Raw genomic sequence first — 23521 nt, 5'->3', positions numbered from 1 at the left:
AAATCACCCGAGGACCACATGAGCGACAACCACGACGAAGCGCACACGGGCGCCATCAAAAACCCAAAGCAGTTTCTACTCTCCACTGTTCTTGGCTTCGTGGTACCGATATTCATCATCATCGGTCTGGTCGTTTTCGTGAGCTCCGGCACCAAGCCCAATGCCGGCGTGGACAACCCGGAGCTGGCGATTGCGCAGCGCATTCAGAAGGTCGGCACTGTCGCGATTCGTGATGCCAACCGCCCCCTACGAGGCGGCGAGGAGGTCTACAAGGCGCAATGCTCGGCATGTCACGCGACCGGCGCCGCCGGCGCACCCAAGTTTGGCGATGCCGCAGCCTGGGGCCCGCGCATCAAGACCGGTTTCGAGGCGCTCGTGGAGTCGGCACTCAAGGGCAAGGGAGCCATGGCACCGCAGGGCGGCGGCGAGTTCAATGACACCGAGATCGCCCGCGGCGTGGCCTACATGGCAAACGCCGCCGGTGCGAAGTTCGCCGAGCCCGGTGCTGCATCCAAGAGCGAAGCCGGCGCTTCCACCGATGGCGGAGCCGCCGCGGCGGGCGGGACAGCGGCGGATGCCGGCAAGAAGGTGTACGAAGCCACTTGTGCGGCCTGCCATGCCAGCGGCGTGGCCGGCGCTCCCAAGTTCGGTGACAAGGGTGCCTGGGGCCCTCGCCTTGCCGCTGGCTTTGACGAGGTGCTGAAGATCGCCACCGAGGGCAAGGGCGCCATGCCGCCCAGGGGCGGCTCGACGGCCTCGGACGAGGACTTCAAGGCCGCCGTCGAATACCTGGTCAACGCGGCCAAGTAAGCATCGATCCACACCACAAAAAAGCCGATCATTGATCGGCTTTTTTGTCACTGCCCATCGCTCGCCATGGCCTCAGGGCTGACGACGAAACCATATTCCGGCGGCAGGTCCGCGGACCTTGCCTCGCGCGGCGCCCAGCGCCCGGCCTCGATCTGTTGCGCGACATAGCCCACATCCAGGCTGTGGACCAGGCCCAGCCCCAGGTCGCACGCCAGATACACCCGCCCCTCCTCGTCCAGCAGGCATTCGCGCACCGCTCCGGCCGCCGCGCCGGTATGGGCGATGACCTGCCCATCGGCATCGACCCTCCACACAAGCGGCGCCGCCTCCAGTTCGACATAGACGCGCTGCGGGCCATTCTGGAAGTACCAGCATCCCCGGGAGTCCGCCTCATAGTTGCGATGGATGAACTCCACGAGCTTGGCATGCTCCAGGCGACTGCCGCGCGACAGGGGAAAGCGCCCCGCCGCTTGCGTGGCGGCATCGCGCAAATACCACTGACCGCGCGCATCGAGCCCCAACCAGCCGTAGCAGTGAGGGACATGGGGCCATTTCGCGATGGCCTGCTTGACGATGTCATCCATGGTGTGAGGGTGCTTGTTGCGAGCGCGACATGCGCGTGTACGGTTCAATGCAGCAGCGTGGCATCGGGCGGTGCCGCGGGCGCATCGGCCCATGGCGCGAGGCTGGCATGGCGTGCCACCATGCGCCAGCCGATACCGGTCTTCTGATACACATGGGTCGCGAGGACGGTGGCGTCATGTCGACCGTCGGGCAGCATGGTGGAAACCCGCTCCACCACGCTGTGGACGCAGCTGGTCGGGCCCTGCAAGCGCATCTGCTGCGTCGGCCTCACCCACAGTCCCCCACGCTCCAGGATGGCCGCATAGGCCGCGCGGATCGCCGCCGGACCCAACAGGCGGGCGCCATCGGCAAACACGCACATGATTTCGTCCTCATCCGCCCAACAAGCCATGAGGCGATCCAGATCGCCCTTGTGCAGGGCGTCATAGAACGCGGCCTCAAGGTCATCGGGACTTTCGGCAGGAACGAGGCGTGGAGAGGTTCGGGCCATGGGAGACAACAAGGGCGTCGGTTGCTGCGACCGGGCCTTGATTGTCGGGCGTCATGCCGTCCTTGTCATCGACCGACGCAATCCATGCACAATGGCGGCGACAGTATGCCCGCCCACCCACTCCGGCCACCATCACGTCATGAAACACATCATCGCCATCCTGATGACCGCATTGCTTCTGTCTGGATGCGGCTACAACGACTTCCAACGACTGGACGAGCAGTCCAAGGCGGCCTGGAGCGAGGTACTCAACCAGTACCAGCGCCGTGCGGACCTGGTTCCCAACATCGTCGCCACGGTCAAGGGCGAGGCCGCGTTCGAGCAGGAGACACTGACCCGCGTCGTCGAGGCACGCGCCAAGGCGACCTCGATCCAGGTCACGCCCGAAACCCTGAACAACCCCGAGGCCTTCAACAAGTTCCAGCAGGCCCAGGGCGAACTCTCGAGCGCCCTGTCTCGCCTGATGGTGGTGGCCGAGCGCTACCCGCAACTCCAGGCCAACCAGGGCTTTAGGGACTTGCGCGTCACGCTCGAGGGGACGGAAAACCGCATCACCGTCGCGCGCAATCGCTACATCCAGGCCGTGCAGGAGTACAACGTGCTCGCACGCAGCTTCCCGACGAACATCACGGCCATGGTCTTCAGCTATGCGCCCAAGCCAAGCTTCACCGTGCAGAACGAGGCCGAGATCAGCACACCGCCCAAGGTCGACTTCTCGGGCAATGCGCCCGCAACCAAGCCTTGAACATTGATTTGTAACGAAATATGCCTTCAAGGCTTGTCATACAAGCGCTGATAGCTATATTTTTTATAGTTTTCGGCGCTTCCACGACAACGGCGCAGCCGCTTCGGCAGATCCCCGCACTGAGTGCACATGTCATCGATGAGACCGCCACGCTCGACGAGTCCCAACGCGAGGCCCTCGATGCGCGCCTGGCAGCCATAGAACAGCAGCATGGCTCCCAGGTTGTGGTGCTGATGGTGCCCAGTACGGCACCGGAGGACATCGCGGCATTCGCCAACCGCGTAGGCAATGCCTGGAAGATCGGGCGCAAGCAGGTCGGCGATGGTGTTCTGATCGTCGTGGCCAAGGACGATCGGCGCATGCGCATCGAGGTGGCCAAGGCCCTGGAGGGAGCGATTCCCGACATTGCGGCGGCCCGCATCATCGATGGCGCCATGAAGCCCCGGTTTCGCGACGGCGATTTCGCCGGCGGCCTGAACGCGGCCGTGCAACAGATCGGCCAACGCATTGCGGGTGAGTCACTCCCCCTGCCCGATACCGCCGACGCGGCAGATGGTGCGCGCGACTCCACGGACGCCGGTTGGTCGGATCTTGCAATCTTTCTGTTCTTTGGCGTGATGATCGTCGGGCCGGTGCTCAGGCGTCTTGTGGGACAGCGGCTCGCCGGCGTCCTGATGGGCGGCGGTACGGGCCTGCTCGCCTTCGTCATCACATCAAGCCTGTCGCTCGCGGTCGCGGCGGCCCTGGCGGCGTTGTTCTACACGTGGATTTTTGCCGGCCGCAACGCCCCGATTGGCGGTCTTGGAGGTCCCTGGGGTGGTGTGGGTGGCGGCAGGGACGGCGGCCACTGGGGCGGCGGTGGCTTCCGCTCGGGCGGCGGAGGTGACTTCGGCGGTGGCGGCGCCTCCGGCGACTGGTAGAGAACACAAGGCGATCCCCCCATGAAAGCTGCTGCTGCGACATCTCCCACTCCATCGGTACTGCGCGCCCTGCGCCGTCTGCTCGCGCACCGCTGGGCGGACGGCGGACTGCACCAGGCCCTCCCACCCGACATGCTCGAGCGCCTGGCGCAGCGCATCGCCGCGAGCGAGCGGCGCCACACGGGTCAGGTGCGCATATGCGTCGAGGGCGGCCTGCCCCTGTCCTACATCTGGCGCGGCGCCGGGGCGCGGGAGCGCGCCATCACCCAGTTCGGCAAGCTGCGTGTATGGGACACGGAATGCAATAACGGGGTCCTCATCTACCTGCTGCTGGCCGATCACGCCATAGAGATCGTTGCCGATCGCGGCCTCACCAGGCATGTATCCGGCACCACATGGCGTGACATGGTGGCGCATATGACCGATGCGTTTCGCGCCGGTCACTATGAGGAAGGCCTGACCCAGGCCCTCGCGGAAGTGTCGGCATTGCTCGTCGAACATTTCCCCCGTGATGAGGGTGACGACGAAACGCCTGACCGGGGCAATGAACTGCCCGATGCGCCAGTGGTCGCTCCCTGACCGCCCCACATCGGACCCGCGCCATCCATGCAAAAAAGGGACGCCATGGCGTCCCTTTTTTTGCATGCGCGTACCGCCGTTTCAGTGCTTCTGACGGAACTTGCGCAGCGCGGCAATCTGCGCGGCCATGATGGCCAGCTCGGACTGTGCGCGCGCGAGATCGATCTCGCTCTTGGCGTTCTTGAGGGCCTCCTCGGCGGCCGCCTTGGCCTCCTGAGCCTTCTGGTCGTCCAGGTCACTGCCACGGATGGCCGTGTCGGACAGCACCGTCACGCAGTTGGGCTGCACTTCCAGAATGCCGCCGGCCACGAAGACGAATTCTTCCTTGCCGTCGGGCAGTTCGATGCGCACCGAACCCGGCTTGATACGGGTGATGAGCGGTGTATGGCGCGGATAGATACCAAGCTCGCCCGCCTCACCAGGGAGCGCGACAAAGCGCGCCTCGCCGGAGAAGATGGCCTCCTCGGCGCTGACCACATCGACGTGGATGGTGTTCATGAAAACTCCTTGGGTTGAGCGTTTTACGTCTGGCGTTGAGTGCAGGTCACGCTGAATTCCCGGCACTCAACGCTCAACCTCAGATCACGCGAGCTTCTTGGCCTTCTCGAAGGCCTCGTCGATGGTGCCGACCATGTAGAAGGCCTGCTCGGGCAGGTGATCGCACTCACCGGCCACGATCATCTTGAAGCCGCGGATGGTTTCCGACAGCGGCACGTACTTGCCGGGCGAACCCGTGAAGACTTCGGCCACGTGGAAGGGCTGCGACAGGAAGCGCTGGATCTTGCGGGCGCGGGCCACGACCAGCTTGTCTTCTGGTGCCAGTTCGTCCATGCCCAGAATGGCGATGATGTCGCGCAGTTCCTTGTAGCGCTGCAGCGTGCCCTGCACCTGGCGGGCCACGTTGTAGTGCTCCTCGCCCACCACATGGGGGTCGAGCTGGCGGCTGGTGGAGTCGAGCGGATCGACGGCGGGGTAGATACCCAGCGCGGCGATGTCACGCGAAAGCACCACGGTGGAGTCCAGGTGGGCGAAGGTCGTTGCGGGCGAGGGGTCGGTCAAGTCATCCGCGGGCACGTACACGGCCTGGATCGAGGTGATCGAGCCCACCTTGGTGGAGGTAATGCGCTCCTGCAGGCGCCCCATTTCCTCGGCCAGCGTCGGCTGGTAGCCCACGGCGGAGGGCATACGGCCCAGCAGGGCGGACACTTCGGTACCGGCCAGCGTGTAGCGGTAGATGTTGTCCACGAAGAACAGCACGTCACGGCCTTCGTCACGGAACGATTCCGCAATGGTCAGACCCGTCAGGGCCACGCGCAGACGGTTGCCCGGGGGCTCGTTCATCTGGCCGTAGACCATGGCCACCTTGGATTGGGAGAGGTCTTCCTGCACCACGACCTTGGAGTCGCTCATCTCGTGGTAGAAGTCGTTGCCCTCACGGGTACGCTCGCCCACGCCCGCGAACACGGACAGACCCGAGTGCGCCTTGGCGATGTTGTTGATGAGCTCCATCATGTTCACGGTCTTGCCCACGCCGGCGCCACCGAACAGACCCACCTTGCCGCCCTTGGCGAACGGGCACACCAGGTCGATCACCTTGATGCCCGTCTCGAGCAGTTCCTGCGAGGGCGACAGCTCGTCATAGGCCGGGGCCTTGCGGTGGATCGAGGCGGTGAGCTCCTGGCTGACCGGGCCGCGCTCGTCGATGGGGTTGCCCAGCACGTCCATGATGCGGCCCAGGGTCGCCTTGCCCACGGGCACGGTGATGGGGTTGCCGGTGTTGGTCACCATCAGGCCGCGCTTCAAGCCGTCGGACGAACCGAGGGCAATAGTACGCACCACGCCGTCGCCGAGCTGCTGCTGCACTTCCAGCGTCAGGGCCGAACCTTCGAGCTTGAGGGCGTCGTACACCTTGGGCATCTGGTCGCGCGGGAACTCCACGTCCACCACGGCGCCGATACATTGAACAATCTTGCCTTGCACTTGAGCCATTTGTTTGCTCCAGAAATTTGTAAAACCGGTTTAGACGGCCGCCGCACCGGCGACGATCTCCGAAAGTTCCTTCGTGATCGCGGCCTGACGCGTCTTGTTGTAGACCAGCTTGAGCTCGTTGATGACGTTGCCCGCGTTGTCCGTGGCGGCCTTCATGGCCACCATGCGCGCCGACTGCTCCGAAGCCATGTTCTCTGCCACGGCCTGGTAAATCAACGATTCGACATAGCGCACCAGCAACTCGTCGATCACGCTCTGCGCATCGGGCTCATAGATGTAGTCCCAGCTCGGGCCCGACTTCTCGGCCTGCATACGCTCGGAGGACAGGGGCAGCAACTGCTCCACCACCGACTCCTGCTTCATGGTGTTGATGAAGCGGGTGTAGGCGAGGTACACCGCGTTGATCTTGCCCTCGGCATATGCGTCGAGCAGAACCTTCACCGGGCCGATGAGCTTGTCCAGATGCGGGGTGTCGCCCAGCCCCACGGACTGAGCCACCACCTTCGCGCCGACGCGGTTCAGGAACCCCAGGCCCTTGTTGCCAATGGCCACGGCCTGCGTCTGCACGCCCTGCTCCTGCAGTTCGCGCAGCTTGGCCGTGACGGCACGCAGCACGTTGGTGTTCATGCCACCGCAAAGACCCTTGTCGGTCGTCACCACGATGACCCCCGCCGCCTTCGCGTCGTTCGTCTTCATGAACGGGTGAACGTACTCGGGGTTCGCCTGGCCGAGGTGGGCCGCAATATTGCGGACCTTCTCGGCGAACGGACGAGCGGCGCGCATGCGATCCTGCGCCTTGCGCATCTTGGACGCGGCCACCATCTCCATGGCCTTGGTGATCTTCTTGGTGTTCTCCACCGATTTGATCTTGCCGCGTATTTCCTTGCCTGCTGCCATGATGACTCCTCGTCCGCTTTAGGCGAAGGTCTTCTTGAACGCAGTGATGGCTTGCGTCAACTCGGCTTCGTCCTTGCCTTCCTTGTCGAAGGCGCGGTTGGCTTCCAGGCGATCCAACAGGGCGGCGTGGCTGGTCTTCAGGAACTGGTGCAGCCCGGATTCGAAGGGCAACACCTTCTTCACATCCACATCGTCGAGGAAGCCCTTGTTCACGGCGAACAGCGACGCGGCCATCAGGCTGATGGGCAGCGGGCTGTACTGGGGCTGCTTGAGCAGTTCGGTCACGCGCGCACCACGGTCGAGCTGCTTGCGGGTTGCTTCGTCAAGGTCGGAGGCGAACTGGGCGAAAGCCGCCAGCTCACGGTACTGCGCCAGGTCGGTACGGATACCGCCGGACAGGCCCTTGATCAGCTTGGTCTGGGCGGCACCACCGACGCGCGACACCGAGATACCGGCGTTGATGGCGGGGCGGATACCGGCGTTGAACAGGCTGGTCTCCAGGAAGATCTGGCCGTCCGTGATGGAGATCACGTTGGTCGGAACGAAGGCAGACACGTCACCGGCCTGGGTTTCGATCACGGGCAGGGCCGTCAGCGAACCCGTCTTGCCCTTGACCTCACCCTTGGTGAAGGCTTCCACGTAGTCGGCGTTCACGCGGGCAGCGCGCTCGAGCAGACGGCTGTGGAGATAGAACACGTCGCCAGGGAAGGCTTCGCGGCCCGGCGGACGGCGCAGCAGCAGCGACACCTGGCGGTAGGCCACGGCCTGCTTGGACAGGTCGTCGTACACGATCAGGGCGTCCTGGCCGCGGTCGCGGAAATATTCGCCCATCGTGCAGCCGGAGTAGGCCGACACGTACTGCATCGCGGCAGATTCAGACGCCGATGCGGCCACGACGATGGTGTATTCCATGGCGCCGGCCTGCTCGAGGGCGCGCACCACGTTCTTGATCGACGAAGCCTTCTGACCGATGGCAACGTAGATACAGGTCACGCCCTGCCCCTTCTGGGCGATGATGGCATCGATGGCCACGGCCGTCTTGCCGGTCTGGCGGTCGCCGATGATCAGCTCACGCTGGCCACGGCCGACGGGCACCATGGAGTCGATGGACTTCTGGCCGGTGGCCAGAGGCTGGTCCACGGACTGACGTGCGATCACGCCGGGAGCGACCTTCTCGATCACGTCCGTCATCTTGGCGTTGATCGGACCCTTGCCATCGATGGGCTGACCCAGGGCGTTGACCACGCGGCCCACGAGTTCGGGACCCACGGGCACTTCCAGAATGCGGCCCGTGCACTTGACGGTGTCGCCTTCGGAGATGTGCTCATAGGCACCCAGAATCACCGCACCCACCGAGTCACGCTCGAGGTTCAGCGCCAGGCCGTAGCTGGGCTGACCCTCGGCATCGGCGGGGAATTCCAGCATTTCGCCCTGCATCACGTCCGACAGGCCATGGATGCGCACGATACCGTCGGTCACGGACACCACGGTGCCCTGGTTGCGGATGTCGCTGCTGGCTGCCAGCCCTTCGATGCGGCTCTTGATCAGTTCAGAAATTTCTGCGGGATTGAGTTGCATGACTCTTTCCTTCTTTCTTTAATAAGCCCAGACCTCGACCGCCATCAGGCGGTGAGGGCCGCTTTCATTTGTTCCAGACGGGCCTTGACCGATGTGTCGAGCACCTCGTCACCCACGACCACGCGCACGCCGCCGATGAGGGACTCGTCCGTCTGCACGGAGAGATGGAGGGTGCGGCCAAAGCGCTTTTGCAGCGTGACCGCCAACTCTGCCAGGGCGCCGTCGTCCAAGGGGAAGGCGCTGTAGACGATCGCGTCCGACGCACCCTTGCCCTGATTGACGAGCGCGCGGAACTGGGCCGCGATCTCGGGCAACACCTGCACGCGACCGTTGTCGATCAGGGTGCGCAGGAAGTTGTTGGCCATCTCGGGCAATGCCGTCTTGGCCACACCGGTGATGACGCCAAACAGCTGCTCTGCGGTCACCTTGGGGTTGTCCAGCAGCTGGCGCAGCTGGGAGTCGGCGGCAATCGCCGCCAGTTCGTCCACCCAGACGCAGACACCGCTCAGGTCCACACCAGACTTTCCGGTGCAGGCCTTGTACAGAGCCTCGGCGTAAGGGCGGGCAATGGTGGCGAGTTCAGCCATGAATGCTCCCTTACGTTTACAGCTCGGTCTTGAGGCGATTCAGCAGATCCGCATGGACACCAGCATTGACTTCCTTGCGGAGAATCTGCTCGGCGCCCTTGACCGCCAGTGCGGCCACCTGCTCACGCAGGGCCTCACGCGCGGCAATGGCCTGCTGCTCTGCCTCGGCACGGGCGGCGGCGACAATCTTGTTGCCTTCGTCGGTGGCGCGCGCCTTGGCCTCTTCGATGATGGCCTGGGCACGGCGCTCGGCATCGGCCAGGCGCGCGGCGGTTTCGTTGCTGGCGGCGGCCAGTTCCTGCTTGACGCGCTGGTCGGCGGCGGCAAGCTCGGTCTTGGCCTTGTCGGCAGCAGCGAGACCATCGGCGATTTTCTGGGCTCGCTCATCCAGTGCCTTCGCGATCGGGGGCCACACGAAGGTCATCGTGAACCACACCAGGATCAGAAAGACAATGGCCTGAACGAACAGGGTCGCGTTGATACTCACGGCAACACCTTTCTATTCTGGGCGTTGATCGGAGCGCTTAGGCCAGGACGAAGGGGTTGGCGAAAGCGAACAGCAGGGCGATGGCCACGCCGATCAGGAAGGCCGCGTCGATCAGACCGGCCAGAATGAACATCTTGGTTTGCAGCTCGTTGATCAGCTCAGGCTGACGAGCGGACGATTCCAGGAACTTGCCGCCCATCAGAGCGATACCGATCGAAGCGCCGATGGCACCGAGACCAACGATCAGACCGCAAGCCAGAGCGACGAGGCCGAGAATGTTTTCCATGATGACTCCTAGGTTGAAAAGAAAGAAAGGTTGAAGGAAAGGAAAGGGAAAGCTCAGTGAGCGTCATGCGCCTGGCCGAGGTAAATCAGCGCCAGCATCATGAAAATGAAGGCCTGCAGGGTGATGATCAGAATGTGGAAGATCGCCCAGATAGAGCCCGCAATGATGTGCCCCACAGGGAGCAACACACCAGAGAGCGACATGGCAGCCGCGCCGCCCATCAGGGCGATCAGCATGAACACCAACTCACCAGCGTACATGTTGCCAAACAGTCGCATGCCGTGCGAAACCGTCTTGGCAAGGTATTCGATGATCTGCATGGCCAGGTTGACCACGCCGAGGATGGCTGCGAACAGCGGATTCTTGCTGGTGCCGAACGGCGCCGTGAACAGCTCATGGATCCAGCCGCCCAGACCCTTGATCTTGATGCTGTAGTAGAAGCACAGCAGCAGCACGGCGGAGGACAGACCAAGCGTGGTGGACAGGTCCGCCGTGGGCACGACACGCAGATAGGCGTGGTGATCGCCCGTAGCGCCCTGCCACAGCACGGGCAGCAGATCGACGGGCAGCATGTCCATGGCATTCATCAGGAAAATCCAGACGAACACGGTGAGCGCCAGCGGCGCGATGAACTTGCGGCTTTGTGCGTTGTGGATGTTGGCCTTGGCCTGATTGTCCACCATCTCGACCAGGATCTCGACGGCAGCCTGGAAACGCCCCGGCACGCCCGAACTGGCCTTGCGCGCGGCAGACCAGAAGATCAGCAGCATCAGCACGCCCAGCGCGACGCTGACGACGATGGAGTCGATGTTGACGACATTGAAATCAACAATGAAACCCTGTTTGACGTTCTGCAGGTGCTGCAGGTGGTGAACGATGTATTCACTGGCGGTGGGTGCATTCGCTTCTGCTGCCATCGGACTACTCTTCTCTCAAATATCAATCAGTTCGTCGGACACCGGGGCGCACCAGCAGCGCAACCCAGTACGTTTTCATCGTTACCACCATGCCGGCCAGCAAAGCCAGCCAACTGAGCCCCGGCACCAGCCTGGGCGCCGCCGCCAGCATGGCGACGGTCAAAGCAATCTTCACAAACTCCCAGCCGAACAGGCCAACCATGGCCGCCCCGGCGGAGTGACGCTTGCGCGCCATGCCGCGCGCAAAAAGCGCCGCCGGCAACACCACGGACAAGGCCCCGTATCCGGCGGACCATGCCACTTGCGAGCGCCCCGTCAGTAACCAGGCCAACAACACCACCAGCACCCCCACCAGCGCCTGCAGTCCGACGATGCGCCAGACAGAGACGATCGGTTGGCGACTGCGCCATTCCTGCGCTTCTTCAGCGGTCAGGGGCTTGAAGTCGGAACCTTCGTCCTCAGATGCAGTCTCAGAGGCGGATGTTTTCTCGCGGGTGGATGGCTGCGCCACTTATCCAAGACCCTCACAAAGCCATTGATTATAGGTACAAACCCGGCCGGCCCACAATGGCGCCCTTGGTTGACGGCGATTGTTGGCGGTGATTTCCCAGGCAGCGGCGACGCACTGTGGTGGCCGACCAACGCATCCCCTCCAAAAAGACGATGCAAGTCTGTCGTTTGGCATCTGTGGTATTGCAGTTCCCACGGGCCTGCGCACGCGCAAGCATTCTTCCCCCCAACTCTCTCGGCCAACAACTTCATGACCACGCCCTCCGATACCGCCGCATCCGATCCTCGCAAGGACTCGCTGATCGAGTACCCCTCGCGCTTTCCCATCAAGGTCATGGGGGCCAACGTGAACGGCTTTGTGCATGCCGTGATCGAGGTGGCACGCCGCTTCGATCCGGAGTTCGACCCCTCCACGGTGGAGCTGCGCGACAGCCGCGGCGGCAACTACCTGGGTGTGACCATCACCGTGACCGCCACCAGCCGCGAGCAGCTCGACGAGCTCTACCGCGCGCTGACCTCCCATCCCATGGTCAAGGTCGTGCTGTGAAGGGCGCAGCGCCTGAGCTGCGCATGCTGGGGCGCGTGGACTATGTCCCGACCCTGGAGGCCATGCGCCGCTTCACCGAGCTGCGCGCCGGCGACACGCCAGATGAACTATGGATATGCGAGCACCCTGCGGTTTATACGCAAGGGTTTGCGGGCAAAAATACCCATATTCTTGCGCCCGGCTCCATCCCCGTGGTGGAGACCAATCGCGGCGGCCAGGTCACCTACCACGGGCCGGGCCAGGTGGTGGCCTACCCGCTCATCGATCTGCAGCGCGCGGGCTACTACGTGAAGGAATTTGTCTTTCGCATGGAGGACGCCGTCATCCGCACCCTGGGCCATTTCGGCCTCACGGGGCACCGTGTGGACGGCGCGCCCGGCATCTATGTGCGGCTGGACGATCCCGGCGGCCATGCGCAGCTGGCGCAGCGCCCGCAAAGGCGCGGCGATGACGGCGACAGGGGCCGGCGCCCCGAACCGGTGTTCACCGGCCTGGGCAAGATTGCGGCGCTTGGCATCAAGGTCGCGCGCCACTGCACCTACCACGGCCTGGCCCTGAACGTGGCCATGGATCTCGAACCCTATTCCCGCATCAACCCCTGCGGCTACGCGGGCCTGCAAACCGTGGACATGGCATCGGTGGGCGTGCACTGCAGCTGGGACGAGGTGGCCGCCGTGCTGGGCCGGCAGCTGGCACGGCGGCTGGCGCCTTGAGCCTTGTCCACGGGGCGCACTTTTCAAGTCTAAATCGGCTCTACGGCCCGCCCATCAAGCGTCGAAAGCTATTCAATGAATAGCACACTATGACGGTGGATTCATCACCGTCGCGGGCTCATCGGCCGTCAGCACCTGCTGCGCCCAGTCGGCGAGCCTGCGCACATCGGCGCGCAGCACCTCCTGCTTGACCGCAAGAATCTGCGCCGGCTGCATGGAGAAGCTGCGCAGGCCCAGGCCCAGCAGCAGCCGGGTCATGGCGACGTCGCCGGCCATCTCGCCGCACACGCTCACGCTCTTGCCTTGGCGCGCGCCCGCGGCGATCACGTCGGAAACCAGGCGCAGCACGGCCGGGTGCAGTGGGTCGTACAGCTCGGCGACGGCCTCGTCGGCCCGGTCGATGGCCAGGGTGTACTGGATCAGGTCGTTGGTGCCGATCGAGAGATAGTCGAAATGGCGCAGGAACTGCTCGACCATGAGCGCCGCAGCCGGCACCTCGATCATGGCGCCCAGCTGCACTGGGCCATAGGCCACGCCGCGCGCGTCGAGCTCGGCGCGCGCCAGGTCCACCTGGGCCAGCACCTGGCGGATCTCGTTCACATGGGCCAGCATGGGAAACAGCACTCGCACCGGCCCATGGGCGGCCGCGCGCAGCATGGCACGCAGCTGGGTGCGGAACATGGTCGGCTCGGCCAGGCTCCAGCGGATGGCGCGCAGGCCCAGCGCGGGGTTGAGCGAGTTGTCCTTGTGGCCCTTGTCCAGCGGCTTGTCCGCGCCGACGTCGATGGTGCGTATGGTGACGGGCCGGCCCTGCATGCCCTCCACGGCCTCGCGGTAGGCGCGGTATTGCTCCTCCTCGTCGGGCAGGCGCCCGCCACGCCCCATGAACAGGAATTCGCTGCGGAACAGGCCTATGCCCTCGGCACCCGCACGCAGCGCGGCCGCGACATCGCCGGGCTGCTCGATGTTGGCCTGCAGTTCGATGGCCTGCGCATCGAGCGTGACGGCCGGCGTGTGGCGCAGCCGGGTGAGCCGCTCGCGCTCAAGGTCGATCTCGCGCTGGCGGAAGCGGTACTCGGCCAGGATGATGGGCGAAGGGTCGACGATGATGGCGCCCGCATCGCCGTCGACGATGATCCAGTCGTCCTGGCGCACGAGCTGACTCGCGCTGCGCGCGCCGACGACGGCCGGAATGTCCATGCTGCGCGCGACGATGGCCGTGTGGCTGGTCTTGCCGCCCACGTCGGTGATGAAGCCCGCGAACACGCTGCGCTTGAACTGCAGCATGTCGGCCGGCGACAGATCGTGCGCCACCAGCACCAGCGGCACATCGGCGGCATCGCCCTGCAGGTATTCGGCCTCGGCGCCGGCCTCGGCCTGGCGGCGCGGGCTCGAGGGCGGCGGCGCCACCGGGCCGGCCACGCCCCGCATGCGCCGCAGAATGCGCTCGACCACCTGCTCCAGATCGGCCTTGCGCTCGCGCAGGTAGTCGTCCTCCATCTCGTCGAACTGCCGGCTGATGATCTCAAGCTGCGTGGTCAGCGCCCATTCGGCGTTGTAGAGACGGTCGGTGATCCAGTGCTTGACGCCGCTGACCAGCATCTCGTCCTGCAGCAGCATGAGATGCACGTCCAGCAGCGCCGCGAGCTCCGCGGGCGCGTCCGCCGGCAGGTCGTCACGCAGGCGCTGCAGCTCGTCAATGACGGCGTTGCGGCCATTGCGCACGCGCGCAATCTCGTCCTGAACCTGGTGCGGCTCGATGAAGTAATGCGCGACCTCCATGCGGCCTGACGCGGCGAGCACCGCGCGTCCAATGGCAATGCCGCGTGCGACGGCCAGTCCGTGGATGGAGAAGGTCATGTGCGCCTCGCCCGTTGCTTGCCTATTCGCCTTCGCCGAACTTGTCCTCGATCAGCGCGAGCAGGGCATCCATGGCCTCCTGCTCCTGGGGCCCATCGGTTTCGATGTCGACCTGCGAGCCGACGCCGGCGGCCAGCATCATCACGCCCATGATGCTTTTGGCGTTGATGCGGCGCTCGCCCTTGCTCATCCACACCTCGCACGGGTAGCCGCCGGCGAGCTTGGTGAACTTGGCCGATGCGCGGGCATGCAGGCCCAGCTTGTTGGTGATGGTGGTGGTGGTCTTGATCATGGCTGAGTGTTGGGTTTGGCCGCCGCCACGCGCACCACGCCCTGGGTCGCGCCGGCCAGGGCGCGCGCGGCCAGCGCCTCGAGGGGCTCGGCGCGATAGCACACGGCGCGCAGCAGCATGGGCAGGTTCACGCCCGCGACCAGGCAGGAATGCACATCGTCGACCAGGCGCTGGGCCACGTTGCACGGCGTGGCGCCGAGCACGTCGGCCAGCACCAGCACGGGCGACGCATCCTCGCGCGCGAGCAACGCCCGCGCCGTGGCCAGCGTCTGCTCCGGCGGCTCATGGGCCACGACATCGAGGGCCAGCACATCGTCCGCACAATCGGGAAACACATGCAGCGCGCAGTCACGCAGCGCATTGGCCAACGGGGCATGGGCGATGAGAAGAATGCGTGTGTTCATGGTGGCGGCAATGGCCTGCATTATCGCCGCGCACCCGGTGGGCCGGCGCCGGAGCCAGGGGCGGCGCGGGCGGCCGCGAACTTTTTCGCCGCGGGGCCAATCCCATGCACAGCGGCGTGGTTCGGCGCCTGCGGCACAATGGCCGCCCGGGGCCACGCCCTTCATCGACGCACAGCAAGGAACCAGGAATGAAAGTCAGACAGTGGCTCGCGGCCGGCGCCATCGCAGCGGTTGCCGCCGTAGGTGCAGTCATTGTGTCGGGCTCGGGCACGTCGGAGGCGCCGCAGTCGACCTTCGTGCTGCTCGATGGCTCGCAGCAGACCACGGCCGATCTCAGGGGCAAGGTGACGCTCGTGAACTTCTGGGCGACCAGCTGCACCACCTGCGTGGCCGAGATGCCCGACATCGTCGCCACCTACGAGAAGTTCAGGGGCCAAGGCTTCGAGACCCTGGCGGTGGCCATGAGCTACGACCCGCCGAGTTACGTGGTCAACTTCACCGAGACGCGCAAGCTGCCGTTCAAGGTCGCCATCGACAACACCGGCGCCGTGGCCAAAGCCTGGGGCGACGTCAAGCTCACGCCCACCACGTACATCGTCAACAAGCGCGGCGAGATCGTGAAGAGCTATGTGGGTGCGCCGGACTTTGGCGAGCTGCACAAGCTCATCGAGCGCCTGCTGGCCGAAGCCTGACACAGAGCAGCCTCGACAAAAAGGCCGGTTTTCATTGAAAACCGGCCTTTTTCTTTGCGCAGCAAGCGTGCGCAGCTATCAATAACGCAGTAGATCAGCGGTTGCGGAACGCGTCGTGGCAGGACTTGCACGACTGCGCCGCGGGGCCGAAGGCGGCCTTGATCTGATCGAGCTTGCCCGTCCTGGCGGCGGCGGCGAGCTTGCCGGCCTCGGTCTGGAAGGTCTGGGCATGTTCGTTGAACTTGGCCTGCTCGCTCCACACGGCCGGCTTGGCCTTGTGCGGCGCGCCCTTGTCCGTACCCGGACCGAACCCCGCCCAGGGCAGGGCCGCCATGGCGGCGACGATGTCGGCGTTGTCCTGCGCCGCCTTGGCGTCGAACGGCAGCTTGCCGTTGACCATGGCGCCGATGCGGCCGAAATGCTGGCCGATCACGAACAGGCTGCCCTGGCGGTACTTGATGGCCTCCTCGGCCTTCGCGAACTGGGCGCTGGCGGGCAGGGCCAGCAGGGTGCATGCGGCCGCGGCAACTGCGGCAACGGTGGTCTTGAATGTCATGTGCTTCATCTTCTTGGGGCTTGTGCAATGAGGCCGCGATGCGGCCGCCGCGAGTATCCCCAGCCAACGTAAAGCCCATGTGTCCGACCCCTGGGTTTCCTCGGATATCCAGCCAGGCCCACAGGGCATGGTGGGCACAATGCGCGCAGTCTCCGGTTTGATCTCCGCTCCACATGCAGCAACACAAGGTACGTGTCTGGGACCTGCCCACCCGACTGTTTCACTGGCTTCTGGCCGCCACCACGGTGGCCCTGGTCGCAACCGCCAAGGTCGGCGGCAACGCCATGCAATGGCATCTGTGGCTGGGCCATGTCATGCTGGCCCTGCTGCTGTTTCGCCTGGTCTGGGGCCTGGTCGGCGGGCGCTGGGCGCGTTTCTCGAGCTTTCTGCATTCACCGGCCCAGCTCTGGCGCTATCTGCGCGGCCGGTCCGACGAGCCGGTCGTGGGCCACTCGCCGCTCGGGGCATTGTCCGTGTTCGCCCTGCTCGGCGCATTGCTCGCCCAGGTGGCCAGCGGCCTGCTCAGCGACGACGAGATTGCCTTTGCCGGGCCGCTGGCGCGCTTTGTCTCCGGCGATACCGTGGGGCTGGCCACCTGGTTTCATTCCGACGTCGGCCAGTACCTCTTGATCGCCCTCGTGGCCCTGCATCTTCTGGCCATCGCCTTCTACGTGCTGGTGCGCCGCCACGCCTTGGTGCGCCCCATGCTCCATGGCGACAAGCTGGTGAGCCAGCCCACGGCGGCCTCTCGCGACGACGCGGCGACACGCGCCGGCGCGGCCGTGCTCGCGGCGCTGAGCTCCGCGCTCGCATGGTGGGTATCGGGCCTGGGCTCGGTCTGACTTGCCGCTAAACTGGGCGGCCACCCTCCAACAGCTTCTGCCCCAGCAGTGGATTCACAGCCCACCATCCGCCTGTTCACCCCCAGCCAGCCGCATGAGATGGACGCCGTGCGCGCCATCTTTCTGGAGTACGCCGAAAGCCTGGACGTCGACCTGGAGTTTCAGGGCTTTGGCGAGGAACTCGCCCAGCTGCCCGGCGACTACGCCGAGCCGCGCGGCCAGCTGCTGCTGGCCGAGGTCGACGGCAGCATTGCCGGCTGCTGCGCGATGCGCCCGCTGGACAACGTGGACTACGCCAACGCCTGCGAGATGAAGCGCCTGTACGTGCGCAAGGCGTTCCGTGGCTTCGGCCTGGGGCGCCAGCTGGCCGAGGCGATCCTGGATGCCGCGCGCCGCGCCGGCTACGCCTGCATCCTCCTGGACACGCTCGACAGCATGGAGGCGGCCCGCGCCCTGTACGCCGAGCTGGGCTTTGCGGAGATACCACCCTACTATCACAACCCGCTCGTGGGTTCGCACTACCTGAAGGCCGACATCATCTGATGTCATTTTGGGCTTCAGCGCTTTCAGGGTAAGCGTCAGTAGCTATTGTTTCAATAGTGAACGCCATGCCCCTTCCGGCGGCATGGCGCAGCCAGGGGCTTACTGGGCCTTGGCCTGAGCCAACATGGTGGCGGCGTCGCTGACCTCGAACTTGCCAGGGCCTTCGACATTCAGCGTGACCACCTTGCCGTCCTTGACGAGCATGGAATAGCGGTTGCTGCGCAGGCCCAGGCCCTTGCCCGTCAGGTCCAGCGTCAGGCCCGTGGCCTTGGCGAAGGCAGCGTCGCCGTCGGCGAGCATGCGCAGCTTGCCGCCCGTCTGCTGGTCACGCGCCCAGGCGCCCATGACGAAGGCGTCATTGACGGCCAGGCACCAGATCTCGTCGACGCCGGCGGCCTTCAGCGCATCGGCCTGCTCCACATAGCCCGGCACATGCTTTTGCGAGCAGGTCGGCGTGAAGGCGCCCGGCACGGCGAACAGGGCAATGGTCTTGCCCGCGGCGGCCTTCTGCACATCGACGGCATTGGGGCCGATGCTGCAGCCATTGCCCTCGACTTCCGAATATTCCATCAGCGTGGTTGCGGGCAGTTGGTCTCCGACCTTGATCATGAGTGACTCCTGTATGGGTGAAAAAAAACGACCCACATTGTGGGTCGTTTCATGGGGCATTGCTGCCCGGGTGCCGATTGGGCTTAGACCAGTGCGGCCTTTTGCACCAGACGCGTGGCCACCCAGTTCTTGGTCTTGGAGAGCGGACGGCTCTCCGTGATCTCGATGGTGTCACCCATCTTGTACTCGCCGTTCTCGTCGTGGGCGTGGTACTTGCTCGACTTGATCATGATCTTGTCGTAGATGGGGTGCTTGACGCGGCGCTCGACGAGCACGGTCACGGTCTTGGCACGCTTGTCGCTGACCACCTTGCCAACCAAGGTGCGCTTGAGGGATGGTTTAGCTTCCGTCATGTTCGCTTCCTATCACTTGGCGGCTTGCTTTTCAGCAAGAATGGTCTTGGCGCGCGCGATGTCGCGACGCGTGGCACGCAGCGTGGCGGTGTTGCCCAGCTGTTGCGTGGCCTTCTGCATGCGCAGGCCGAAATGGGCCTTTTGCAGCGACTTGACTTCGGCCTCCAGGCCGGCGACGTCCTTCTGACGGAGTTCAGCAGCTTTGGTCATGTTGATTCTCCTCAGGCGCCAATCTGACGTGCAACAAAGGTGGTGCGCAGCGGCAGCTTGGCGGCGGCCAGGCGGAACGCCTCGCGAGCCAGTTCCTCGGGCACGCCAACGATCTCGAACACCACCTTGCCGGGCTGGATTTCGGCCACGTAGTACTCGGGGTTGCCCTTGCCGTTACCCATACGCACTTCGGCGGGCTTGGTGGAGATCGGCTTGTCGGGGAACACGCGGATCCAGATGCGACCGCCACGCTTGACGTGACGCGAGATCGCACGACGTGCGGCCTCGATCTGGCGGGCCGTCAGACGGCCACGGTCCGTGCACTTGAGACCGAAGTCTCCGAAAGCCACCGAGTTGCCACGCGTGGCGATACCGGTGTTGCGGCCTTTTTGCTCCTTGCGGAACTTGCGGCGAGCAGGTTGCAGCATGTTTATTCTCCTTTGCCGTCCGCCGCTGCGGCAGCGGGCGCGCTCTTGACGCGCTTAACGGAATCGCCACCGGCGCCGGCAGGCTTGTCGCTACCGTCGGCAGGGGCTGCGTTCGTGCCCATGGGGCGGCGGCCACCACGGCCTGCGCCGTCACGGCGGCCATCGCGACGCGGACCACGCGGGCGGCGCTCTTCGTCCGGACGCGGCGTCTCTGCCACAGGCAGATCACCACGACCCAGCGTGTCGCCCTTGTACACCCACACCTTCACGCCGATGGCGCCATAGGTGGTGTGCGCTTCGGAGGTGCCGTAGTCGATGTCGGCACGCAGCGTGTGCAGCGGCACGCGGCCTTCGCGGTACCACTCGGTACGGGCGATTTCGATGCCGTTCAGACGGCCCGAGGACATGATCTTGATGCCCTGGGCGCCCAGGCGCATGGCGTTCTGCATGGCGCGCTTCATGGCGCGGCGGAACTGGATGCGCTTCTCGAGCTGCTGGGTGATCGAGTCGGCGATCAGCTTGGCATCGATCTCGGGCTTGCGCACTTCCTCGATGTTCACGGCCACCGGCACGCCCAGACGCGTGGCGAGTTCCTTCTTCAGGTTCTCGATGTCCTCGCCCTTCTTGCCGATCACCACGCCCGGACGTGCCGAGTAGATGGTGATGCGGGCGTTCTTGGCGGGGCGCTCGATCAGGATGCGCGAGACGGCGGCGTTCTTCAGCTTGGCCTTCAGGAACTCGCGCACCTTGATGTCTTCGGCCAGCATGCCGGCGAAGTCACGGTTGCTCGCGTACCAGCGGCTGGCCCAGTTGCGGGTCACCGACAGGCGAAAGCCGGTAGGATGGATTTTCTGTCCCATATTCTTCCTCTGGCCCTTAGTTGCCCACGGTCACGTAGATGTGGCACGTCGGCTTGCTGATGCGGTTGCCGCGGCCCTTGGCGCGCGCCGTGAAGCGCTTGAGCGTGGTGCCCTGCTCGACGTGGATGGTCTTGACCTTCAGCTCGTCGATATCGGCGCCGTCGTTGTGCTCGGCGTTGGCGATGGCGGACTCCAGCACCTTCTTGACGATGCCGGCAGCCTTTTTCTGCGTGAACGTCAGGATGTTCAGGGCCTGGTCCACCTTCTTGCCACGGATCAGATCCGCGACCAGGCGACCCTTGTCGACCGACAGGCGCACGCCACGGAGAACAGCACGTGTTTCAGTCATGTTCATTCCTTACTTCTTGGCCTTCTTGTCGGCGGGGTGGCCCTTGAAGGTACGCGTCAGGGCGAACTCGCCCAGCTTGTGGCCCACCATCTGGTCGGTCACGTACACCGGCACATGCTGCTTGCCGTTGTGCACGGCGATCGTCAGACCGATGAACTCGGGCAGCACCATGGAGCGGCGCGACCAGGTCTTGACGGGCTTCTTGTCCTTGGTGGCGATGGCCTTCTCGACCTTGGCCAGCAGGTGATGGTCGACGAAAGGACCCTTTTTCAAAGAACGAGTCATTGTCTACCCCTTACTTCTTGCGACGCGACACGATCATGTTCTGCGTGCGCTTGTTGTTGCGAGTGCGGTAGCCCTTGGTCAGGTTGCCCCATGGGTCAACCGGATGGCGACCTTCGCCGGTGCGGCCCTCACCACCACCCTGCGGGTGGTCGATCGGGTTCATGGCAACGCCGCGCACGGTCGGGCGGATACCCATCCAGCGCTTGACACCGGCCTTGCCGAGCTGGCGCAGGCTGTGCTCACCGTTGGCCACTTCACCGATGGTGGCGCGGCACTCGATGTGAATCTTGCGCACTTCGCCGGAGCGCATGCGCACCTGTGCGTACACGCCTTCGCGTGCCAGCAGCGTGGCGGACGTGCCGGCCGAGCGGGCGATCTGCGCACCGGCACCGGGCTTGAGCTCGATGCAGTGAATCGTGGAGCCCACGGGGATGTTGCGGATCGGCAGGGTGTTGCCGACGCGGATCGGCGCCTCGGAGCCGCTCACGATGGAGCTGCCCACTTCCAGGCTGCGCGGGGCGATGATGTAGCGACGCTCGCCGTCGGCATAGCACACCAGGGCGATGTGGGCCGAACGGTTCGGGTCGTACTCGATGCGCTCGACCTTGGCCGGGATGGCATCCTTGTTGCGACGGAAGTCCACCACGCGGTAGTGGTGCTTGTGGCCACCGCCCTTGTGACGGGTGGTGATGTGGCCGTTGTTGTTGCGGCCAGCCTTCTGGAACTGGGATTCCAGCAGGGGCGCGAACGCCGCACCCTTGTGCAGGTGGTCACGCGAGATCTTCACCGCGCCGCGACGGCCCGGGGAAGTCGGTTTGATCTTGATGACAGCCATGGTTTACGCGGCCTCCCCGGACAGGTTCAGCTCTTGACCTTCCTTGAGCAGGACATAGGCCTTGCGCACGTTGTCGCGGCGGCCAACGGTCTTGCCAAAGCGCTTGGTCTTGCCTTTGGTATTGAGCACGGAAACGCCCTTGACCTCGACCTTGAACAGCAGCTCCACGGCGGCCTTGATCTCGGGTTTGGTGGCGTTCTGCAGCACCTTGAACGTCACGGCGTTGGACTTCTCGGCGACCATGGTGGCCTTTTCGGACACGATGGGGGCCACCAACACCTGCATCAGACGACCTTCGTCAAACTTGAGCGTGCTCATGCGAACATCTCCTTGAGCTTGTCGATCGCGCCCTTGGTGACGAGCACTTTCTTGTAGTGCACCAGCGACACGGGGTCTGCGTAACGCGGTTCGACGATGAACACGTTCTTCAGGTTGCGCGAAGCGAGGTACAGGTTCTCATCGACCTCGTCGGCGATCACCATCACCGACTGCAGGTTCATGGCCTTGAACTTGTCGGCCAGCACCTTGGTCTTGGGCGAATCGACCTTGATCGAATCCACCACGGCCAGACGGCCTTCGCGGGCCAGCTGGGACAGGATGGACGCCATGCCGGCGCGGTACATCTTCTTGTTGATCTTCTGCGTGAAGTTTTCGTCAGGCAGATTCGGGAAGATGCGACCGCCCCCACGCCACAGCGGCGAGGAGGTCATACCGGCACGAGCGTTGCCGGTGCCCTTTTGCTTGAAGGGCTTCTTGGTCGAGTGACGCACCTGCTCACGATCCTTCTGGGCACGGGTGCCCTGACGGCCGTTGGCACGGTAGGCAACGACGATCTGATGGATCAGATCTTCGTTGTACTGGCGGTCAAACACGGTCTCGGGCACATCCACCTTGGATGCGGCCAGGCCCTGTTCATTCAGGAGTTCGAGCTGCATTAGTTCGCTCCTTTGGAAGCTTTGGCCTTGATGGCGGGACGCACCGTCACGAAGCCACCCTTGGAGCCCGGAACAGCGCCCTTGATCAAGAGCAGTTGACGTGCTTCGTCGATGCGAACCACGTCGAGGTTTTGAGTGGTAACGGTGACATCACCGAGGTGACCCGTCATCTTCTTGCCCGGAAACACGCGACCCGGATCCTGCGCCATGCCGATGGAGCCAGGAACGTTGTGCGAGCGGCTGTTGCCGTGCGAGGCGCGCTGCGAACCGAAGTTGTGGCGCTTGATGGTGCCGGCGTAGCCCTTGCCGATGGAGGTGCCTTGCACGTCCACCTTCTGGCCCACGGCGAACACGTCGGCCACAGGCACGGCGCTGCCTGCGGCGTACTTGCCGGCGACCTCGGCGGTCACGGGGAATTCGCGGATGATTTCACCGGCCTCGACACCCGCCTTGGCGAGATGACCGGCCTCGGGCTTGGTCACGCGCGATGCCTTGCGCGAACCGAACGTGACCTGCAGGGCCACGTAGCCATCGTTCTCTTGGGTTTTGACCTGGGTCACGCGGTTGTTGGACACATCCACCACCGTGACGGGAATCGCTTCCCCGTCATCGGTGAACAGACGCATCATGCCCACCTTGCGGCCCAGCAACCCCAGGGAGTTGCACAGACTCATTGGTTTTCTCCAAAACTTTCACCGCCTCGACTGCAATTGGCCCAGGCGTTTGCACTATCTGACCATCCAGGGTGCGTGAAAGAAGGTTGATAAAACTCCGCACTCTTGCGCCGCTCTTGGCAGCACCCGCGGGAAATCACGGGACGCAAAAATG

Annotated in this window: 35 protein-coding genes; 9 read left to right on the top strand and 26 right to left on the bottom strand. The window is 64.4% G+C overall.

What is annotated here, in order from left to right; all coding sequences use genetic code 11:
- The first annotated feature begins 18 nt into the window (after positions 1-18).
- Positions 19-810, top strand: a complete 792-nt coding sequence (locus ABUE11_RS01740) for a c-type cytochrome (protein WP_367067304.1) — start codon at positions 19-21, stop codon at positions 808-810.
- A gap of 47 nt (positions 811-857) precedes the next feature.
- On the opposite strand, the gene ABUE11_RS01735 is transcribed toward ABUE11_RS01740, so the two are convergent.
- Positions 858-1394: a DUF2946 family protein gene (locus tag ABUE11_RS01735; RefSeq protein WP_367067302.1), complete on the bottom strand. Its 537-nt coding sequence runs from the start codon at positions 1392-1394 to the stop codon at positions 858-860.
- A gap of 44 nt (positions 1395-1438) precedes the next feature.
- Positions 1439-1885, bottom strand: a complete 447-nt coding sequence (locus tag ABUE11_RS01730) for a nuclear transport factor 2 family protein (RefSeq protein ID WP_367067301.1) — start codon at positions 1883-1885, stop codon at positions 1439-1441.
- 139 nt (positions 1886-2024) lie between these two features.
- Between ABUE11_RS01730 and ABUE11_RS01725 the strand changes: the two genes are divergently transcribed.
- Genes ABUE11_RS01725 through ABUE11_RS01715 form a run of 3 tightly spaced genes read left to right on the top strand, consistent with a single transcriptional unit; the run spans position 2025 to position 4129 of the window.
- Complete coding sequence (locus tag ABUE11_RS01725; protein ID WP_367067299.1) at positions 2025-2630, top strand: LemA family protein; 606 nt, start codon at positions 2025-2027, stop codon at positions 2628-2630.
- 20 nt (positions 2631-2650) lie between these two features.
- Positions 2651-3550, top strand: coding sequence for a TPM domain-containing protein (locus tag ABUE11_RS01720; protein WP_367067297.1), 900 nt, complete (start codon positions 2651-2653; stop codon positions 3548-3550).
- A gap of 21 nt (positions 3551-3571) precedes the next feature.
- Entirely contained in the window at positions 3572-4129 is a 558-nt protein-coding gene (locus tag ABUE11_RS01715; protein ID WP_367067295.1) for a TPM domain-containing protein, read from the top strand.
- Positions 4130-4210: 81 nt separating this feature from the next.
- On the opposite strand, the gene ABUE11_RS01710 is transcribed toward ABUE11_RS01715, so the two are convergent.
- The 9 genes from ABUE11_RS01710 to ABUE11_RS01670 form a co-directional block, all read right to left on the bottom strand.
- Positions 4211-4627, bottom strand: a complete 417-nt coding sequence (locus ABUE11_RS01710; protein ID WP_367067293.1) for a F0F1 ATP synthase subunit epsilon — start codon at positions 4625-4627, stop codon at positions 4211-4213.
- 84 nt (positions 4628-4711) lie between these two features.
- The gene (gene atpD, locus ABUE11_RS01705) at positions 4712-6118 is read right to left on the bottom strand and encodes a F0F1 ATP synthase subunit beta (protein ID WP_367067291.1); all 1407 of its coding nucleotides are present in this window, start codon (positions 6116-6118) and stop codon (positions 4712-4714) included.
- Positions 6119-6148: 30 nt separating this feature from the next.
- Positions 6149-7015, bottom strand: coding sequence for a F0F1 ATP synthase subunit gamma (gene atpG, locus ABUE11_RS01700; protein ID WP_367067290.1), 867 nt, complete (start codon positions 7013-7015; stop codon positions 6149-6151).
- Positions 7016-7033: 18 nt separating this feature from the next.
- Entirely contained in the window at positions 7034-8593 is a 1560-nt protein-coding gene (gene atpA, locus ABUE11_RS01695; protein ID WP_367067288.1) for a F0F1 ATP synthase subunit alpha, read from the bottom strand.
- Between the two features lie 44 nt (positions 8594-8637).
- Complete coding sequence (locus ABUE11_RS01690; protein ID WP_367067286.1) at positions 8638-9180, bottom strand: F0F1 ATP synthase subunit delta; 543 nt, start codon at positions 9178-9180, stop codon at positions 8638-8640.
- Between the two features lie 16 nt (positions 9181-9196).
- Positions 9197-9667 carry a F0F1 ATP synthase subunit B gene (locus tag ABUE11_RS01685; RefSeq protein WP_367067284.1) on the bottom strand — a complete coding sequence of 157 codons (471 nt, stop codon included), beginning with the start codon at positions 9665-9667 and terminating at the stop codon, positions 9197-9199.
- Positions 9668-9704: 37 nt separating this feature from the next.
- On the bottom strand, positions 9705-9953 hold the full coding sequence (atpE, locus tag ABUE11_RS01680) for a F0F1 ATP synthase subunit C (protein WP_011803767.1): 249 nt from the start codon (positions 9951-9953) through the stop codon (positions 9705-9707).
- A 53-nt stretch (positions 9954-10006) separates the two neighbouring features.
- The gene (gene atpB, locus ABUE11_RS01675) at positions 10007-10870 is read right to left on the bottom strand and encodes a F0F1 ATP synthase subunit A (RefSeq protein WP_367067281.1); all 864 of its coding nucleotides are present in this window, start codon (positions 10868-10870) and stop codon (positions 10007-10009) included.
- 22 nt (positions 10871-10892) lie between these two features.
- Positions 10893-11381: an ATP synthase subunit I gene (locus tag ABUE11_RS01670; RefSeq protein ID WP_367067279.1), complete on the bottom strand. Its 489-nt coding sequence runs from the start codon at positions 11379-11381 to the stop codon at positions 10893-10895.
- A gap of 249 nt (positions 11382-11630) precedes the next feature.
- Here ABUE11_RS01670 and ABUE11_RS01665 point away from each other — a divergent pair, with 249 nt between their 5' ends.
- A complete protein-coding gene (locus tag ABUE11_RS01665; protein ID WP_367067278.1) occupies positions 11631-11927 on the top strand; it encodes a DUF493 family protein in 297 nt (98 codons plus the stop codon).
- 23 nt (positions 11928-11950) lie between these two features.
- A complete protein-coding gene (lipB, locus tag ABUE11_RS01660) occupies positions 11951-12640 on the top strand; it encodes a lipoyl(octanoyl) transferase LipB (RefSeq protein WP_367068721.1) in 690 nt (229 codons plus the stop codon).
- 87 nt (positions 12641-12727) lie between these two features.
- On the opposite strand, the gene ptsP is transcribed toward lipB, so the two are convergent.
- Genes ptsP through ABUE11_RS01645 form a run of 3 tightly spaced genes read right to left on the bottom strand, consistent with a single transcriptional unit; the run spans position 12728 to position 15196 of the window.
- A complete protein-coding gene (gene ptsP, locus ABUE11_RS01655) occupies positions 12728-14500 on the bottom strand; it encodes a phosphoenolpyruvate--protein phosphotransferase (RefSeq protein ID WP_367067277.1) in 1773 nt (590 codons plus the stop codon).
- Between the two features lie 22 nt (positions 14501-14522).
- Positions 14523-14792 carry an HPr family phosphocarrier protein gene (locus ABUE11_RS01650; RefSeq protein ID WP_367067276.1) on the bottom strand — a complete coding sequence of 90 codons (270 nt, stop codon included), beginning with the start codon at positions 14790-14792 and terminating at the stop codon, positions 14523-14525.
- Positions 14789-15196, bottom strand: coding sequence for a PTS fructose transporter subunit IIA (locus ABUE11_RS01645; protein ID WP_367067275.1), 408 nt, complete (start codon positions 15194-15196; stop codon positions 14789-14791). Before ABUE11_RS01645 ends, ABUE11_RS01650 begins: the two co-directional genes overlap by 4 nt.
- A gap of 188 nt (positions 15197-15384) precedes the next feature.
- On the opposite strand from ABUE11_RS01645, the gene ABUE11_RS01640 reads away from it, so the two are divergent.
- Complete coding sequence (locus ABUE11_RS01640) at positions 15385-15888, top strand: TlpA disulfide reductase family protein (protein WP_367067273.1); 504 nt, start codon at positions 15385-15387, stop codon at positions 15886-15888.
- A gap of 94 nt (positions 15889-15982) precedes the next feature.
- Here ABUE11_RS01640 and ABUE11_RS01635 read toward each other — a convergent pair whose 3' ends face one another.
- The gene (locus ABUE11_RS01635; RefSeq protein ID WP_367067271.1) at positions 15983-16444 is read right to left on the bottom strand and encodes a cytochrome c; all 462 of its coding nucleotides are present in this window, start codon (positions 16442-16444) and stop codon (positions 15983-15985) included.
- Between the two features lie 173 nt (positions 16445-16617).
- Here ABUE11_RS01635 and ABUE11_RS01630 point away from each other — a divergent pair, with 173 nt between their 5' ends.
- Together ABUE11_RS01630 and ABUE11_RS01625 are read left to right on the top strand one after the other, a co-directional pair.
- A complete protein-coding gene (locus ABUE11_RS01630; protein WP_367067269.1) occupies positions 16618-17286 on the top strand; it encodes a cytochrome b/b6 domain-containing protein in 669 nt (222 codons plus the stop codon).
- A gap of 99 nt (positions 17287-17385) precedes the next feature.
- Positions 17386-17829 (top strand): GNAT family N-acetyltransferase, encoded by a 444-nt coding sequence (locus ABUE11_RS01625; protein WP_367068720.1) that lies wholly within the window; start codon positions 17386-17388, stop codon positions 17827-17829.
- A 99-nt stretch (positions 17830-17928) separates the two neighbouring features.
- Here the strand turns inward: ABUE11_RS01625 and ABUE11_RS01620 are convergent, their stop codons facing one another.
- The 11 genes from ABUE11_RS01620 to rplC form a co-directional block, all read right to left on the bottom strand.
- Entirely contained in the window at positions 17929-18438 is a 510-nt protein-coding gene (locus ABUE11_RS01620; RefSeq protein WP_367067268.1) for a peroxiredoxin, read from the bottom strand.
- Positions 18439-18521: 83 nt separating this feature from the next.
- On the bottom strand, positions 18522-18791 hold the full coding sequence (rpsQ, locus tag ABUE11_RS01615; RefSeq protein ID WP_367067266.1) for a 30S ribosomal protein S17: 270 nt from the start codon (positions 18789-18791) through the stop codon (positions 18522-18524).
- Positions 18792-18803: 12 nt separating this feature from the next.
- A complete protein-coding gene (gene rpmC / locus ABUE11_RS01610) occupies positions 18804-19001 on the bottom strand; it encodes a 50S ribosomal protein L29 (protein ID WP_367067265.1) in 198 nt (65 codons plus the stop codon).
- 11 nt (positions 19002-19012) lie between these two features.
- A complete protein-coding gene (rplP, locus tag ABUE11_RS01605) occupies positions 19013-19429 on the bottom strand; it encodes a 50S ribosomal protein L16 (protein ID WP_013517326.1) in 417 nt (138 codons plus the stop codon).
- A 2-nt stretch (positions 19430-19431) separates the two neighbouring features.
- Positions 19432-20289, bottom strand: coding sequence for a 30S ribosomal protein S3 (gene rpsC, locus ABUE11_RS01600; protein WP_367067264.1), 858 nt, complete (start codon positions 20287-20289; stop codon positions 19432-19434).
- Positions 20290-20305: 16 nt separating this feature from the next.
- Positions 20306-20638: a 50S ribosomal protein L22 gene (gene rplV, locus ABUE11_RS01595; protein ID WP_367067262.1), complete on the bottom strand. Its 333-nt coding sequence runs from the start codon at positions 20636-20638 to the stop codon at positions 20306-20308.
- Positions 20639-20647: 9 nt separating this feature from the next.
- A complete protein-coding gene (rpsS, locus tag ABUE11_RS01590; protein ID WP_003059413.1) occupies positions 20648-20923 on the bottom strand; it encodes a 30S ribosomal protein S19 in 276 nt (91 codons plus the stop codon).
- 10 nt (positions 20924-20933) lie between these two features.
- Complete coding sequence (gene rplB / locus ABUE11_RS01585) at positions 20934-21758, bottom strand: 50S ribosomal protein L2 (RefSeq protein ID WP_367067259.1); 825 nt, start codon at positions 21756-21758, stop codon at positions 20934-20936.
- A gap of 3 nt (positions 21759-21761) precedes the next feature.
- Entirely contained in the window at positions 21762-22076 is a 315-nt protein-coding gene (gene rplW / locus ABUE11_RS01580) for a 50S ribosomal protein L23 (RefSeq protein ID WP_367067258.1), read from the bottom strand.
- A complete protein-coding gene (rplD, locus tag ABUE11_RS01575) occupies positions 22073-22693 on the bottom strand; it encodes a 50S ribosomal protein L4 (RefSeq protein WP_367067257.1) in 621 nt (206 codons plus the stop codon). The genes rplW and rplD overlap by 4 nt, the downstream gene beginning before the upstream one ends.
- Positions 22693-23367: a 50S ribosomal protein L3 gene (gene rplC, locus ABUE11_RS01570; protein WP_367067255.1), complete on the bottom strand. Its 675-nt coding sequence runs from the start codon at positions 23365-23367 to the stop codon at positions 22693-22695. Before rplC ends, rplD begins: the two co-directional genes overlap by 1 nt.
- Positions 23368-23521 lie beyond the last annotated feature (154 nt).

It is taken from the genome of Oryzisolibacter sp. LB2S, assembly GCF_040732315.1.
Taxonomy (GTDB): domain Bacteria; phylum Pseudomonadota; class Gammaproteobacteria; order Burkholderiales; family Burkholderiaceae_C; genus Alicycliphilus; species Alicycliphilus soli.
The sequence above is the reverse complement of the archived record's forward strand: the minus strand, read 5'-3'. Positions and strand labels throughout refer to the sequence as shown.

Coding starts and splice junctions, on each gene's coding strand:
- ABUE11_RS01630 (WP_367067269.1), top strand. CDS start 16,618: ATGCAGCAACACAAGGTACGTGTCTGGGACCTGCCCACCCGACTGTTT.
- rpsQ (WP_367067266.1), bottom strand. CDS start 18,791: ATGACGGAAGCTAAACCATCCCTCAAGCGCACCTTGGTTGGCAAGGTG.
- ABUE11_RS01640 (WP_367067273.1), top strand. CDS start 15,385: ATGAAAGTCAGACAGTGGCTCGCGGCCGGCGCCATCGCAGCGGTTGCC.
- ABUE11_RS01735 (WP_367067302.1), bottom strand. CDS start 1,394: ATGGATGACATCGTCAAGCAGGCCATCGCGAAATGGCCCCATGTCCCT.
- atpG (WP_367067290.1), bottom strand. CDS start 7,015: ATGGCAGCAGGCAAGGAAATACGCGGCAAGATCAAATCGGTGGAGAAC.
- rpmC (WP_367067265.1), bottom strand. CDS start 19,001: ATGACCAAAGCTGCTGAACTCCGTCAGAAGGACGTCGCCGGCCTGGAG.
- ABUE11_RS01690 (WP_367067286.1), bottom strand. CDS start 9,180: ATGGCTGAACTCGCCACCATTGCCCGCCCTTACGCCGAGGCTCTGTAC.
- rplD (WP_367067257.1), bottom strand. CDS start 22,693: ATGCAGCTCGAACTCCTGAATGAACAGGGCCTGGCCGCATCCAAGGTG.
- ABUE11_RS01635 (WP_367067271.1), bottom strand. CDS start 16,444: ATGACATTCAAGACCACCGTTGCCGCAGTTGCCGCGGCCGCATGCACC.
- rpsC (WP_367067264.1), bottom strand. CDS start 20,289: ATGGGACAGAAAATCCATCCTACCGGCTTTCGCCTGTCGGTGACCCGC.
- ABUE11_RS01625 (WP_367068720.1), top strand. CDS start 17,386: ATGGACGCCGTGCGCGCCATCTTTCTGGAGTACGCCGAAAGCCTGGAC.
- rplC (WP_367067255.1), bottom strand. CDS start 23,367: ATGAGTCTGTGCAACTCCCTGGGGTTGCTGGGCCGCAAGGTGGGCATG.
- ABUE11_RS01650 (WP_367067276.1), bottom strand. CDS start 14,792: ATGATCAAGACCACCACCACCATCACCAACAAGCTGGGCCTGCATGCC.
- ABUE11_RS01715 (WP_367067295.1), top strand. CDS start 3,572: ATGAAAGCTGCTGCTGCGACATCTCCCACTCCATCGGTACTGCGCGCC.
- rplV (WP_367067262.1), bottom strand. CDS start 20,638: ATGACTGAAACACGTGCTGTTCTCCGTGGCGTGCGCCTGTCGGTCGAC.
- atpE (WP_011803767.1), bottom strand. CDS start 9,953: ATGGAAAACATTCTCGGCCTCGTCGCTCTGGCTTGCGGTCTGATCGTT.
- ABUE11_RS01720 (WP_367067297.1), top strand. CDS start 2,651: ATGCCTTCAAGGCTTGTCATACAAGCGCTGATAGCTATATTTTTTATA.
- rpsS (WP_003059413.1), bottom strand. CDS start 20,923: ATGACTCGTTCTTTGAAAAAGGGTCCTTTCGTCGACCATCACCTGCTG.
- lipB (WP_367068721.1), top strand. CDS start 11,951: ATGCTGGGGCGCGTGGACTATGTCCCGACCCTGGAGGCCATGCGCCGC.
- ABUE11_RS01665 (WP_367067278.1), top strand. CDS start 11,631: ATGACCACGCCCTCCGATACCGCCGCATCCGATCCTCGCAAGGACTCG.
- ABUE11_RS01620 (WP_367067268.1), bottom strand. CDS start 18,438: ATGATCAAGGTCGGAGACCAACTGCCCGCAACCACGCTGATGGAATAT.
- atpD (WP_367067291.1), bottom strand. CDS start 6,118: ATGGCTCAAGTGCAAGGCAAGATTGTTCAATGTATCGGCGCCGTGGTG.
- ABUE11_RS01725 (WP_367067299.1), top strand. CDS start 2,025: ATGAAACACATCATCGCCATCCTGATGACCGCATTGCTTCTGTCTGGA.
- rplP (WP_013517326.1), bottom strand. CDS start 19,429: ATGCTGCAACCTGCTCGCCGCAAGTTCCGCAAGGAGCAAAAAGGCCGC.
- rplB (WP_367067259.1), bottom strand. CDS start 21,758: ATGGCTGTCATCAAGATCAAACCGACTTCCCCGGGCCGTCGCGGCGCG.
- atpA (WP_367067288.1), bottom strand. CDS start 8,593: ATGCAACTCAATCCCGCAGAAATTTCTGAACTGATCAAGAGCCGCATC.
- rplW (WP_367067258.1), bottom strand. CDS start 22,076: ATGAGCACGCTCAAGTTTGACGAAGGTCGTCTGATGCAGGTGTTGGTG.
- ptsP (WP_367067277.1), bottom strand. CDS start 14,500: ATGACCTTCTCCATCCACGGACTGGCCGTCGCACGCGGCATTGCCATT.
- ABUE11_RS01645 (WP_367067275.1), bottom strand. CDS start 15,196: ATGAACACACGCATTCTTCTCATCGCCCATGCCCCGTTGGCCAATGCG.
- ABUE11_RS01710 (WP_367067293.1), bottom strand. CDS start 4,627: ATGAACACCATCCACGTCGATGTGGTCAGCGCCGAGGAGGCCATCTTC.
- atpB (WP_367067281.1), bottom strand. CDS start 10,870: ATGGCAGCAGAAGCGAATGCACCCACCGCCAGTGAATACATCGTTCAC.
- ABUE11_RS01740 (WP_367067304.1), top strand. CDS start 19: ATGAGCGACAACCACGACGAAGCGCACACGGGCGCCATCAAAAACCCA.
- ABUE11_RS01730 (WP_367067301.1), bottom strand. CDS start 1,885: ATGGCCCGAACCTCTCCACGCCTCGTTCCTGCCGAAAGTCCCGATGAC.